Source organism: Prosthecodimorpha staleyi (assembly GCF_018729455.1).
Taxonomy (GTDB): domain Bacteria; phylum Pseudomonadota; class Alphaproteobacteria; order Rhizobiales; family Ancalomicrobiaceae; genus Prosthecodimorpha; species Prosthecodimorpha staleyi.
In genome coordinates this window covers 196,175-209,366 of sequence record NZ_JAHHZF010000001.1, presented here as the reverse complement: position 1 = coordinate 209,366, position 13,192 = coordinate 196,175, and the positions used below count along the sequence as shown (strand labels likewise).

The 13,192-nt window shown below is 69.0% G+C and carries 7 protein-coding genes and 1 tRNA gene; 5 read left to right on the top strand and 3 right to left on the bottom strand.

Translation table 11 applies throughout. From position 1 onward, the window contains the following. Positions 1–10: 10 nt before the first annotated feature. Entirely contained in the window at positions 11–757 is a 747-nt protein-coding gene (locus tag KL771_RS00885; RefSeq protein ID WP_261966678.1) for a TetR/AcrR family transcriptional regulator, read from the bottom strand. A gap of 336 nt (positions 758–1,093) precedes the next feature. Here KL771_RS00885 and sugE point away from each other — a divergent pair, with 336 nt between their 5' ends. Continuing rightward, on the top strand, positions 1,094–1,408 hold the full coding sequence (sugE, locus tag KL771_RS00880; RefSeq protein ID WP_261966677.1) for a quaternary ammonium compound efflux SMR transporter SugE: 315 nt from the start codon (positions 1,094–1,096) through the stop codon (positions 1,406–1,408). Between the two features lie 180 nt (positions 1,409–1,588). Beyond that, positions 1,589–3,538 carry a DEAD/DEAH box helicase gene (locus KL771_RS00875; RefSeq protein WP_261966676.1) on the top strand — a complete coding sequence of 650 codons (1,950 nt, stop codon included), beginning with the start codon at positions 1,589–1,591 and terminating at the stop codon, positions 3,536–3,538. A 71-nt stretch (positions 3,539–3,609) separates the two neighbouring features. Here the strand turns inward: KL771_RS00875 and KL771_RS00870 are convergent, their stop codons facing one another. After that, positions 3,610–5,565: a methyl-accepting chemotaxis protein gene (locus KL771_RS00870; RefSeq protein WP_261966675.1), complete on the bottom strand. Its 1,956-nt coding sequence runs from the start codon at positions 5,563–5,565 to the stop codon at positions 3,610–3,612. Between the two features lie 233 nt (positions 5,566–5,798). On the opposite strand from KL771_RS00870, the gene KL771_RS00865 reads away from it, so the two are divergent. Then, positions 5,799–5,875: transfer RNA gene (locus KL771_RS00865), tRNA-Pro, on the top strand. Positions 5,876–6,204: 329 nt separating this feature from the next. After that, positions 6,205–7,470: a TadE/TadG family type IV pilus assembly protein gene (locus tag KL771_RS00860; RefSeq protein WP_261966674.1), complete on the top strand. Its 1,266-nt coding sequence runs from the start codon at positions 6,205–6,207 to the stop codon at positions 7,468–7,470. Between the two features lie 53 nt (positions 7,471–7,523). On the opposite strand, the gene KL771_RS00855 is transcribed toward KL771_RS00860, so the two are convergent. Continuing rightward, positions 7,524–11,354 (bottom strand): protein kinase domain-containing protein, encoded by a 3,831-nt coding sequence (locus KL771_RS00855; RefSeq protein WP_261966673.1) that lies wholly within the window; start codon positions 11,352–11,354, stop codon positions 7,524–7,526. Between the two features lie 503 nt (positions 11,355–11,857). On the opposite strand from KL771_RS00855, the gene KL771_RS00850 reads away from it, so the two are divergent. Beyond that, positions 11,858–13,030 (top strand): PP2C family protein-serine/threonine phosphatase, encoded by a 1,173-nt coding sequence (locus tag KL771_RS00850; RefSeq protein WP_261966672.1) that lies wholly within the window; start codon positions 11,858–11,860, stop codon positions 13,028–13,030. Positions 13,031–13,192 lie beyond the last annotated feature (162 nt).

The window sequence follows — 13,192 nt, the reverse complement described above, 5'->3', positions numbered from 1 at the left end:
GCGCTCGTGGTCAAAGAGTCAGTGGTTCAGATTCACGAGACGGAGGGGAACCATCCGTCTCGATCGAACCACTAGAGCCCGTCTCGTCGGGCCTGAGCAGCGCCACCACGACGTCCCGCAACAGCGGCTCGATCCGCTCCGGCGACAGTGCGCCGTCGAAGGCCATGCGCATGACAACGCCGTCCATGGTCCCGCACAGGAAGCTCATCACCGCTTCGAGATCGTGCGTCGGAGCGATCCGCCCGGCCGCCATCTGCTCTTCCATGAAGGCGCGGATGCCGACCCGCACCTCGTCCTCGTTGGAGAGAAACTTCTCGCCGAGCGTCGAATTGCGGAAACTCTCCGCATAGACCTCGGTCAGCAGCGCGACGGCGCCCGGCTCGTTCATCTCGCGCACGAACACCATCGCCACCGACATCAGCCGATCGATCAGCGGACCGGGACCGGACAGTTCGGCGAGGAGCCTGGCATTGCGCTCCCGCTGCTCCTCGACGATGGCGTCGATCATGTCGTCCTTGGAGCGGAAGTAGCGATAGAGGCCGCCCGGGCTCATCTGGGCCTCGGCGCAGATCTCCTGCATCGAGGCGCCATGGAAGCCGGACCGCGCGAAACAGGCCCGCGCGGCCGCCAGAATCTGGCGGCGGCGCTGGTCGTGCGGGGTGTCGGCCGACCCCGCCGAACAGCCGCCGAGCGCATGGCGCAAGGCCTCGGCAGCGGCGGCGAGCGGGCGGGTCAGCTTTTGCGAGCGAACGTTCATTCGCAACTTCTCGGCCGAAAAGTTTGAACTGTCAAGCTCCACCCTCAAGGGAACCCCGGGGCCCCGACAATCCGTGTCAGGAGCCTCATCGCACCGCGCGCCGCCGCAACGAATCTCCCAACATGGAGAGGCGGTCGACGGTCGAGACGTTTCTCGGGACGATTTCGTGTCGCTGCCACCCGATTTCCACCTGCTCGGTCTCCAGAACGGCGAGGCGCCGGCTCTTGCCCCGTGCCGCCGCCCGCGCCATCTTGCGTCTCGCGAGGACGACCTCGCGGCGCTCATGCCGACATCACTCCAAGGGGACGACCCCGAAAAATCGAGGGGATCGATCCCATGGCCTATCTCTATTTGCTCGTCGCCGGCCTCCTGGAGACCGTCTGGTCGGTCGGCCTGAAATATACCGAGGGCTTCACGCGGGTCTGGCCGACGCTCGGCACCCTGGTGGCGATGGCGGCGAGCCTCGGCCTGCTCGGGCTGGCGCTGAAGGACCTGCCGGTCGGCTCGGCCTATGCGATCTGGACCGGCATCGGTACGATCGGCACCGCCATCCTCGGCATGATCCTGTTCCAGGAGCCGGCTACGGTGGCCCGGATCGTCTCGATCCTGCTGATCGTCGCCGGTATCGCCGGGCTCAAGATGGCCGGATAGGGAACGGCAAGGCGCGATCGGCAACGGCGGAGCGGGGAATCGCCGATCCGCGCTGGCTTTCCGGCCGCCGATCCTGTATCGAAGCCGCCGAACCCCTCCTGCCGGAACTCGTGACGCCGCCCGAAACCAACGGGCCCGGCGCCCGGCCGGGTCTTTTCCAGATTGACGATCGAGCCCCCCATGGCCTTTTCCCGCGCACACCCTGCTCTCGGCAATGCCCTCGTCGCCCGCGCCTATGCGGTGCCGACGCCGGTGCAGGCTGCCGTCCTTCAGCCTGAAAGCGAGGGCCGGGACCTGATCGTCTCGGCGCAGACCGGATCAGGAAAGACCGTCGCCTACGGATTAGCATTGGCGCCGACGCTGCTCGGCTCGGCCTTGACCTTCCCGCAGGCCCATGCGCCGCTGGCATTGATCATCGCCCCGACCCGCGAACTGGCCCTGCAGGTCTGCCGCGAATTCGAATGGCTCTATGCCGACACCGGCGCGCGCATCGTCTCGATGGTCGGCGGCATGGACATCCGCCGCGAGCGCCGCGCGCTCGACGCCGGCGCGCATATCGTGGTCGGCACGCCGGGCCGCCTGCGCGATCATCTGGAGAAGGGCAGCTTCGATCCTTCGGCTCTGACGGCCGTGGTCCTCGACGAGGCCGACGAGATGCTCGATCTCGGCTTCCGCGAGGATCTGGAATTCATTCTGGAATCCGCCCCGGCCAGCCGGCGCACGCTGCTCTTCTCGGCGACAATCCCGCGGCCGATCGTGGCCCTCGCCAAGGCCTACCAGCGCGACGCCCTGCGCCTCGACGTCGCCTCCGACGCCACCTCGCATGCCGACATCGAGTATCGCGCCATCCGGCTCGCGCCGAACGATATCGAGCGCGCCGTGGTCAACCTTCTGCGCTTCTATGAGGCGCCGGCCGCGATGGTGTTCTGCTCGACCCGCGAGGCGGTGCGCCATCTCTACGGCGCCTTGCAGGAACGCGGCTTTGCCGCCGTGGCGCTGTCGGGCGAACTCAGCCAGCACGACCGCACCACCGCGCTGCAATCGATCCGCGACGGCCGGGCGCGCATCTGCGTGGCGACCGACGTGGCGGCGCGCGGCATCGACGTGCCGGACCTGGCGCTGGTCATCCATGCCGACCTGCCCAACGACGCCGAGACGCTGCTGCACCGCTCGGGCCGCACCGGCCGCGCCGGCCGCAAGGGCGTCTGCGTCCTGCTGGCGCCCTATACGCGCCGCCGCAAGGCCGAGATGCTGATCCACAATGCCCGCATCGAGGTCGAATGGTCGAGCCCGCCCTCGGCGGAGCAGATCCGTGCGCTCGATCAGGAGCGCATGCTGGCCGACCCGGTCATCGCCGAGAACCAGAGCGAGGAGGATCTCGCCCTCGGCCGCGCCCTGCTCGCCGGCCGGCCGGCCGAGGAGCTGGCCGCCGCGCTGGTGCGGCTCTACCGGGCGCGCCTTCCCGAGCCGGAAGAGATGTTCGAAGCCGGGTCCGCCCCGCAGCGCGAGCGTCCCGCCCGGCGCGGCGAGGGGCCTGCCGGCGGCGACCAGCATGGCGCACCCCCGGCGCGGCTCGGCCCCGACGAGGTCGTCTGGTTCCGCATGAGCGTCGGCCGCAACCGAAATGCCGACCCGCGCTGGCTGATCCCGCTGATCTGCCGGCTCGGCCACATCACCAAGAAGGATATCGGCGCGATCCGCATCTTCGACCGGGACACGCGGTTCGAGATCTCGCGCGAGGCGGCGCCGAAATTCGCCGCCGCCGTGCGCAAGGCCGATGACGAGGAAGTCCGCATCGAGCCGGCGACGGAGGAGACGGCACGCCCGCGTGCCGGACGCCCCGAACGCCAGGACCGCCCGGAGCGTGCCCCGCGCAAGCCGCCGCGCGCCGCAGCCGGCGGGCCCGCCGAGGCCGGCGATCGCCCGCAGCGCGAGGCTCATGGGGAAGCCCGGGGTGAGCCCCGAGGCGAAGGCCGTCCGCCGCGCCGGCGCGTGGCCGGACCGGGCGAGGGCAAGTCGCCCTTCGCGCCGCGTCCCGACCGGCCCGACCCGGCCGGCGGCCCCCGCCGCCCGGGCAAGCGCGAACGGGTCCGCGCCGCCCGCCGCTCGACCAGGCAATCGGACGAATAACGCAAGAAGCCCGCCGGCAGGACCGGCGGGCTTCTTCGATTTCGAGCGCGGAACGGGGCTTGCGGGCGGGCTCAGGCGGCCCGGACCGCCCCCAGGAAGCCGTCGACCTGATGGCCGAGGCGCTCCGCCTGACGGGTCAGATCGCGCGCGGCCGCCAGCACCGTCTCGGCCGAGCGGGTGGTGTCGACCGCGCTCGACGTGACCACCGAGACGGTCTCGACCACCGTCGCGGTACCGTCGGCCGCCGCCTGCACATTCTGCGAGATTTCGCCGGTCGCGGCGCTCTGCTGCTCGATCGCGCCGGTCACGGCCGCCGTATAGGTCGAGACATTGGCCATGGTGCCGGCGATCGTCTCGATCGCCTTCACGGCGGCTTCGGTCTCGGTCTGGATCGCGGCGATCTGCTGGGCGATCTCCTCGGTGGCGCGGGCGGTCTGGCCGGCGAGCGACTTGACTTCGGCAGCGACGACAGCGAAGCCGCGGCCGGCCTCGCCGGCGCGCGCCGCCTCGATGGTGGCATTGAGCGCGAGCAGGTTGGTCTGCTCGGCGATGTCGCGGATCAGCGAGACGACATTGCCGATGCGCGAAGCGGTCTCGGCCAGGGCCTTGACGCGCTGGTTGGCCCCGCGGGCCGCTTCGTCGGCCTGGTTCACCACCTGGCCGGTCTGGCCGATCGTGGCGGCGATTTCGCTGATCGAGGTGGACAGTTCCTCCGAGCAGGCGGCGACCGACTGGACGTTGCGCGAGGCGGCGCGCGAGGCGTCACCCGCCCGCCCGGCCTCGCTGCTCGCGGAGGCCGCAAGCGCCGTCAGCTTCTGCGCGGTCGCCTCCATGGCGCGGGCATTGTCGCTGACGCCGCGGACGACGTCGCCGATCGAGGTCGAGAAATCGCGCAGCAGGCCGTCGAGCGCCTTCTGCCGGCCCTGCCGGGCGTCGACCTCGCGCAACGAGGCGGCCTCCAGGTCGCGCCGCTCGATGCCGTTGCGCCGGAACACCTCGACCGAATGGGCCATGGCGCCGATCTCGTCGCGGCGGTTGACCGCCGGCACGGTGACTTCGTAGTCGCCCGCGGCGAGCCGGAGCATCAACTCGTTGAGGGCCCGGATCGGCGTGCCGAGATGGCGGGCGAGCGCCATGGCGATGCCGCAGCCGACCAGCGCGACCACGATCAGGACGACGACCAGCGTCCGGATCGCATCGCTCTTGGCGGCCACGAAGGTCGAGGCATCCATGGCGACCTCGATCGTGCCGAAGGCCTTGCCGGAATAGTTCTTGAGCGGACCGGCCAGGACCGCGAAGGGACGGCCGCCGATTTCGGCCATGCGCAGGCTGGTCGGCTGCACCAGCGCCGCCGTGTGGGCGGCGGGTTCGAGCAGGGTCTTTTCGGAGAAGGTCGCGCCGAGCGTCTGGATCTTGTCGTCGGCGACCACGTGCATGGCGATGTCGACGCGGTTGACCGCCTTCAGGTCGCTCAGGAACCGGTTCTCGAAGACCGAGCCGATGTCGATGACGCCGACGATGCGGCCGTCCTTCTTGGCCGGGACCGTGCCGAAGATGCTGATATTGTCGCGGCCCGGCTCGATGCCGACCACGCCCTTGCCGGTCTGCAGCGCATCGCGCACGGTCACGCGCCGGGCGAGCACGCTGTCGCCGAAATTGTCCGGGGCGTGGGAGCGGGCGAAATTGGTCCCGTCCGGCTTCTGGAAGCTGAACAGGCCGAGGTTAAGCCGTTCGCGGTTGATCGCGAAGGTCGGCTTCACGACCTCGAGCAGCGCCTTGCGGTCGTTCGCCGCGAAGGCATCGGCCAGACGCGGATCCTCGGACAGCGTCAGCGCCACGCCGAGCGCGCGTTCTCCGCGCTCCATCATGGCGGCGATCACCGATTGATAGCGCTGCGTCAGCGCCTCCTCGATCGCCGTCCGGCTCAGCGCTTCCTGCTCGCGATAGCTGACGATGCCGATCGCCCCCGCGGCGGCCAGCATCGCCGCCGCCACGCAAACCACCAGCTTGCCGCCGATGCTGCCCATTCCGAATCGTCCAGCCCCCGCCATGGAGTCCCCCTCAAAGCGTTTCGAGCCTATCTTTACGGAAGGACGTAAATTTACAGTGTTTTCGCATATGTCTTTTGCGGACCCGTCCTGCGCGACAGCGGCGCTATGGACGCCGACTCCGATGCGCGGTCGCGGTTTGTGCTCCGCATGCCGATCGCATCGCTTGCGGTGCGGCGGAAAAGCCACTATCCGATCGTCTGGCAACAAGGCGGGGCATAGCGCAGTCTGGTAGCGCGGGAGTTTTGGGTACTCCAGGTCGCAGGTTCGAATCCTGCTGCCCCGACCATTGTGCCTCTGTCCGCTTCGATCCAAGATCCCGTGGTTTCGCCGGTGCCCGGTCGTCTCATCTGCCACGGCGTCTGAGGCCTATGCCGGCGCAGCGCGGCAGCGCTCCGAGAGGCTCGGCGGTCGCCGGAGTAGGCGTTGCGGCGGGGCAGGGGTGTACGGCCGGGCGTGGCTGGCCGATCTGGCTGGGCCCGGCTTGCGGCGTATTTCCTTCAATGTTTCACGGCTCTGACCAGGATGGCTTAAGGCTGCGGCGAGTTTAGCCGGCAGGCGCCGCGCCGACGATGTATTCTGTCCGAAATATCAGGTTCGAACACCTGGGCTTGCAAGATGAGAATCCCAGCATCGCTTCGCCGTCTGCTCCAGGATCGAAAGGGATCCCTGCTTTCGACCTTTTCGCTGTCCTTCCTCGGCATCACCGTTATGACCGGCGGCATTCTCGACGTGGGTGTCGCGCAATCCGCGAAGCTCGACATGCAGCAGGCGCTCGACGCGACCGCCTTGGCGGTGGCGAAGGAGGGCTACGGCAAGACGGCGGCGCAGATCCAGTCGGCCGCGGACACGCATTTCCGTGCCCTGTTCACGAATGCCGACGTCAAGAACACCACTGTCACCGCCAGCATGCAGAGCGACGAAGCCGGCGGCAGCACCGTGACGGTGACCGGCGCCGGGACGGTGCAGACGACCTTTCTCGGCCTGGCAGGGATTCCGTCGATCGATGTCGGCGCGACCTCGGTCGCCGCCTGGGGATCGACCCGGCTGCGTGTGGCGCTGGTGCTCGACAATACCGGCTCGATGTCCAATTCGGGCAAGCTGTCGGCCTTGAAGACGGCCGGCAAGAACCTGTTGACCCAGTTGCAGACGGCCGCCAAGTCGGCCGAGGACGTCTATGTCTCGATCATTCCATTCAGCCGCAACGTCAATGTCGGCACCGGCAATGTGAACGCTTCCTGGATCCGCTGGACCGAATGGGATGCCGCCAACGGTTCCTACAATCGGCGCGGCACATGGATTCCGGCCGCCCGCAGCACCTGGAACGGCTGCGTCATGGACCGCGACCAGGACTACGACACCAAGAACACCGCGCCGGATGCGGCCAATTCGGCAACCCTCTATCCGGCGCAGCAATATTCGAGCTGCCCGGTGTCGGTGATGGCACTTTCCAACGACTGGACTGCCCTCAACGCCAAGATCGACGCCATGTCGGCGGCCGGCAACACCAACCAGGCGATCGGCCTGCAATGGGGCTGGTCGTCGCTAACCACCAGTCCCCTGGCGGTGCCGGCGATCGATGCCAAGTACAAGTATCAGACGGTCGTGATCTTGCTGTCTGACGGACTGAATACCGAGAATCGCTGGACTTCGTCGACCAGCTCGATCGATGCCCGCCAGAAAAAGACCTGTGACAACATCAAGGCCGCCGGGATCATGGTCTATACGGTGCAGGTCAATACAGGTAACGACCCGAAGTCGACCTTGCTGGAATCCTGCGCGACCGATACGTCCAAATTCTTCTATCTGACTTCGGCGAACCAGATCATCTCAACCTTCGGCACCATCGGCACCTCGCTGTCGCAGCTGCGCCTGTCGAAGTGAGTCGATGGACCTGACGGCGCACCCGGCCGGGGCCAAGCCGCCGGCCGCTCCGGTCAGCCGTGGATCTGCAGCCAGCGCTCGATCGCCTCGCGGGTGCGCCCGCCGATGACGCCGTCGACCGTATCGGCAAAGCCGCCCGCGCCGATCAGGAATTGCTGCAGGCCCCTGCGGGCGTCGGCGGACCATTCCTCGAGGCCGAGATCGCCGATCGTGCCGCGTCGGCGCGCGACCAGATTGTCGGGGCCATAGGCGGCCTGAAGGTACTGGATCAGGTATTTGAGGGCGAGTTCCGGGTTGCGCGGCACACCGCGGCCGCCGTCGTAATGCAGGCTCAGGAAGCGCAGGGCGCTCGGGTCGCGCTGATCGGCATCGCGCGAGAAGATGCTGAAGGCCTTGGAGAACCAGGCATAGGCCTGTCCCGGGTCCTGCGGCATCGGGCGCCGGTTGAGGCGGCCGCGCTCGTAGAGCTCGCCGAGCCGGTACATCGACGGCGCATGGCCGCGATTGGCCGCTTCGAGGAGCAGGCCGACCACATCCTGGTCGCTGGTCGGAGTGATCCGGTCGGAATAGGTGTAGAGCTGGGCCAGCGACGTGGAGGCCGGGGCGATGCCGCGCGAACGGGCGAGGCGGTAGTAGCGCTCGGCTTCAAGGTCGTCCTCCGGGCCACCCTGACCCTTGTCGAGCATGATCGCATAGAGGAAGGCGGCCGCGCCGCTGCCGCTTTCGGCCGCCTCGCGATAGGCCGCGCGCGCTTCCACCTCGCGCCCGTCGCGCTCCAGGGCGCGGCCGAGCGCCAGCCGCCAGCGCGCGGTCTGCGGCGCGGTGCTGAGCACGGCAAGGCAGGCCGGGATGGCTTTCGCGGGCTCGATATATTCGAACTGGCGGGGCTGCACCCCGCGCGGCAGATCGGTGTCGTAGAGATAGCCGGCCGCGCGATCGCACTCGGTCGCCTGGCCGGGCGAGGCGACATTGGCGGGCGGCAGAGGGTTGGCGGGCGCGCCCGGCGGGGCCGATATCGGCTGCGCGCCACTGCCGATCGACCCGGGCGGGACCGGGCCGCCGAGGCAGCTGCGCGCCAGATCGATCGCCCGGCGGCCGTTCGGATCGAGCACGCCGGCCACGACATTCTGGCCCGGGCCGGCCCCGGCCACGGACCCGAACAGCTGGCAGCTGCGCTCGGTGCGCGAATAGAGCCAGCCCTGGCAGGAGACGCCGGAGCGGCACAGGAACGAACATTGCTCCGCGCTCGGCTCGCGACCGAGCCCGACCGGGGCGGATAGTCCGTCGGGCGCGCAGTTCGGCGGCAGGTCGCGATAGTTGGCACGGGCCTGTTCGGACTGCACCAGCCGCTTGCGGGCCAGTTCGACCACGTTCGGCGCCGCGCCGCGATAGATGCCCGAGACGCGTCCGCTGTCCGGCACCACGTCGATCACCTGCGACAGCAGGGTGCAGCGCCGGTCGGCGGCGGCGAAGCTGTAGCCGACGCAGGTGCCGGTCTCGGCGCAGGCGGCCAGGCATTCCTCCGGGCTGCCGGCGCCGCGCGTGCGGTCGTTGGAGAGCGTGGTGCCGACCACATCGAAGCCGGCATAGAAGTCGGTCTGGCCGCGATTGGCCTCCGGTGCCGGCGGCTTCTCGCGCACGAGGGCGTCGATGCGCGAGACCAGCGCGGACTGGCGCACATCGACCAGCACCTCGGCATCCGCCCTGCGGCGGATATCGTCGACCTGACCATACTGGGTGCATTCGCCCTCCGCCTGCACGGCGGCGACGCAGGCCTGGTTGGCGAGGCACTGCGCCCGGCAGGCATTGCCGTCGGCGGAGCGTTCGCGGCCGATGACCCGTCCGGCCAGTTCGGCGCCGACGAAGGCCTGCGCGGTGCGCGACTTGGCGGTGACCGAGCGGCGCACGGCTTCCGAAATCTGGCCGTCCTGGTCCTCGATGCCGGTCGCGAAACTGACCGCCGGGCCGGCATTGGCCGGGTCGATGTCGGCGAAATGCCGGCAGGCATTGGCGAGCGGGGTATAGGTCCAGCCGCGACAGCTCTGGTCGGCCTGGCAGGAGAAGGCGCATTGGCCCTGGCTCGCCACGGTCCGCGGCGCGCCGCCACTGAGCAGCGAGACGCCGTCCAGGGTGCGGAAGGCGGTGCGGCGGCGGCTCTCCACGTCCAGGATGGCGCGCAGGCCCGCCGCCCCGGCCGCGCGTACCGCCGAGCGGGAATTGGTGTCCGGCGTGAGGCCCGAGGCCTCGGAGAACAGACGGCAGCTGTTCCCACCGGTCAGGCTGTAGCCCTGGCAGGTGCGATCGTCGCGGCACAGCGCGCGGCAGGCCTCGCCACCGTCGCCGGTCACGGTGCGCGCGGGAGCCTCGCGGCCGGTCAGCGCGAAGCCCGCGAAGTCGGACCAGGGGACCGGCAGTTCCTCCGGCGCGCGCGGCACCGGCGGCTTCGGCTGCGGCACGGCCGTGATGGTCGGACCCGGCGCATAGGGGGACCCTGTGCCGGGCCGGTCGGTTCCGGCCGCTGCCTGATCGCCCGGTCGCGGCGGTCCGCCCGCGCTGCCCGACTGGCCGCCCGCGGGCGTTCCCGGATCGACCGTGGTCTTCGGCATGCGGGATAGGATTTCGGGACCGATGAACAGCAGGCCGACGAGCAGCAGCACCGAGGCCACCGCACCGAAGACGAACAGCCAGTTCCAGCGCCGCGCCGGCTCCGGCGCCAAATCCATGCGATCGCCGAGACCGGGCGGCGCGATGCGGGTCTCGCCCTCCTCGAAGCCGTCGCCGCGTCGTGCGAGCGGCCGCGGGGCCGCCGTAAGATCGAGTTCGTAGCCGGCATCCTGCGGCACGCCGGTTGCCGGTTCCCAGGTCCGGTCGCCGGTCCAGTGATCCGCCGCCCGCGGCGCATAGATGCGGGTCGCCTCGTCGCTCGGGTCGCCGGCGGGGTAGTCGTCGTGGACGGTGTGGCTTTCGTCGTCGAGCCAGCCGAGCGCCATCCTCAGGTCTTCGATCGTCGCCGGACGGTCGCGCGGATCGAGCCGCAGGGCCATGTCGACGCCCGCCAGGAACTGCGTCGAGTAGAGCAGCGGCTCCCGGGCGGCGTCGGCGGCGGGAACATAGGGGTCGGCCGGGCGGCCGTTGAGCGCGACGGCATGCGAGCGGGTCAGCGGCTTGATCGGCGGCCGGCCGGCCAGCGCCCGGTACAGCATGCCGCCGAGCGAGAAGATGTCGGTGTGCCGGCCCTGCATCCGCGCGTCTTCTGCGGTCAGCTGTTCGGGCGGGGCGTAGTTCGGCTGGGCGAAGGCTTGGCTGTCGTGGCGCTCGGTGTCGAGGCCTTCGCCGCTGGCGCCGAAGTCGACCAGGATCGGCTCGCCGTCGCTGCGAATCATGACATTGCGCGGCGTCAGGTCGCGATGCATGCCGTTCATGCTGTGGATGTAGTCCACGGCATCGAAGACGCGCTCAAACAGCGCCCGCAATTCGAGTTCGGACGGCGGCGAAACCCGTTCCAGCAGCCAATGATCGAGGCTGATGCCCTCGATATATTCCATCACGAAATAGGCGGTGTTGTTCAGCCGCAAGAAGTTGACGCCGCTGACGATGTTCGGATGCCGATAGCGCCCGGTCAGCTTGGCGGCTTCCTGCTCGAACTTCTTGAGCGCCATCTCGTAGGAGCCGGACGAAACGTCCGAATGCAGGATGACGGTGCAGCCGTCGCGGCTGGCCAGGCCCTGCGGGAAGAACTCCTTGATCGCCACCGTCACGCCAGTCACCGGGTTGGTGGCCTGGTAGGTGATGCCGAACCCTCCGGCGCCGATCACGCGATCGACGACATAGCCGCTGATCTCCGTCCCGAGCGGCAGTGCAAAAGGATAGGCCCGGTCTTTCATGAACGTCCTTGGCGTCCGGTCCCGCGATCTTGACCCGACGCGAGCCCGATCACAACTCTCTCAAGTGGTCAAAAAGTTAGTGGTTCGGATTCACGAGACGGATGGGGACCATCCGTCTCGATCGAACCACGAGCGTCCCGAGCGGTCCGGGCCGACCTTCCGGCTCCCCCTTGACCGCGCCGGATGGCGTGCGATGGTTGACCAAGGGAGATAGTGAAGCCGTCACGAATAGCTGAAACCATGGCGGCTGCAAGGCGGATGGCCGAAGCCCCCGTCATTTGATAGCAGAGTTCGCCGAAACTTGCGCCGAGCGGACCCGGCATGTCCGTTCTGCGGAAGATTCGGGGGGAGGCGGACGTTCGGCAGGCGGGAGCACGGCGAAACCCGAAGGGGGCGCCGCCCGCCTCAGGCTCGCAAACGGCGTTGCCGCTGGCCGGGCCGGCATCGCGCACGGCCTCGCCGGGCCCCGGCGCGACCCGAACGGCCATTCGAGGGGTCCTGCATTGCAGTTCGAATTCGCATCCGGCCAGATCCAGGGGAAGCGGGCGGCTCAGGAGGACACGGTCGATGTCCTGCTCCCGTCCGACTCCCACGAGAAGCCTGGCGAATTGTGCCGCGCCGGGGCGGCGGCTTCCGTCGTGGTGGTGGTTGCGGACGGCATGGGCGGCCATGTCGGCGGGCGAATCGCCTCCAACCTTTCCTCGAAATATTTCCTGGACGCGGTCAACAAGACGCCCGGAAGCTGGGGCGAGCGGCTCGATCAGGCCCTGATCCAGGCCAACGACATTCTCCGCACCGCCACGGAAAAACGGCCCGAACTCGACGGCATGGGCTCGACGCTGGTCGGGGCGGTGGTCAATCAGCACGGTATCGGCTGGGTCTCGATCGGCGATTCCGGCCTCTACCTGTTCCGCGATCACGCGCTGGTCCGCCTCAACGAGGACCATTCCTTCGGCGCCTACCTGGACGAACAGGTCCGCCAGGGCCTGCTGGCGCCCGAACACGCCGCCATGGACCGGAGGCGCAACCAGCTCTTCCACGCCCTGCTCGGCGATCCCATCGACCACTACGAGCGCTTCGCCGGATTTCGCGACCTGCGGCCGGGCGACGCGGTGCTGCTCGCCTCCGACGGGCTGAAGACGCTGAGCGACGAGACGGTCGGCCGTCTGATTGCCGAACACGAAGGCGAATCGGCCGAGCAACTGGTCGTTCGCCTGCTCGAAGCGGTCGATGCCGAGAACCGCGAGCGGCAGGACAACACCTCGGTGATTCTGGTCAAGGTGAGGGACGGCGTGGCGCCCGGTCGCACCCCGGCCACCGAATCCTCCACCACCGTCCCGCTCAACATGATCGCGGCCGATGTGCTCGATCCCCTCAGTCCGGGCGAGGCGGAAGGTGCCTCGTCGATGGTCGATTCGACCGGACACCGGGCTGCCGCAACCCGCGAGACCGCTCCGCCGGCGGCACCCCATACCGTCGCATCTGCACCCGCCATGGCGGCCGCTGCGGCCGGTCTGCCGGCGGAAACCGTGCCCGGAGCCGGGCCGGAGCCGGGCCGGGGAACGACCGCCGGCCGGGCCGGCGGCGGCATTGTGGCGGCGCTGCTCGGGCTTGCAATCGGCCTAGGGATCGCTTTATGGTTGTATCGTGGGCGCCTGCCGCCCTGGCCCTTCTGACGGCGACAACGGCACCCCATCTTCGTGGATGAATGTTGCGCCCTTGCAACGGATCGGGCGACTGGTACACTCGGACCCAACGTGAAACACCAGTTGCGCCACGCGACCCGAGAGGGGCGCGGTTTCGGCAGCGGAGAACCAAAGTGGGGCCTGACGGCGACG

What these genes read in the sequence shown, in the direction of transcription:
- KL771_RS00885 (WP_261966678.1), bottom strand. Translation starts at nt 757, where the DNA reads ATGAACGTTCGCTCGCAAAAGCTGACCCGCCCGCTCGCCGCCGCTGCC.
- sugE (WP_261966677.1), top strand. Translation starts at nt 1,094, where the DNA reads ATGGCCTATCTCTATTTGCTCGTCGCCGGCCTCCTGGAGACCGTCTGG.
- KL771_RS00875 (WP_261966676.1), top strand. Translation starts at nt 1,589, where the DNA reads ATGGCCTTTTCCCGCGCACACCCTGCTCTCGGCAATGCCCTCGTCGCC.
- KL771_RS00870 (WP_261966675.1), bottom strand. Translation starts at nt 5,565, where the DNA reads ATGGGCAGCATCGGCGGCAAGCTGGTGGTTTGCGTGGCGGCGGCGATG.
- KL771_RS00860 (WP_261966674.1), top strand. Translation starts at nt 6,205, where the DNA reads ATGAGAATCCCAGCATCGCTTCGCCGTCTGCTCCAGGATCGAAAGGGA.
- KL771_RS00855 (WP_261966673.1), bottom strand. Translation starts at nt 11,354, where the DNA reads ATGAAAGACCGGGCCTATCCTTTTGCACTGCCGCTCGGGACGGAGATC.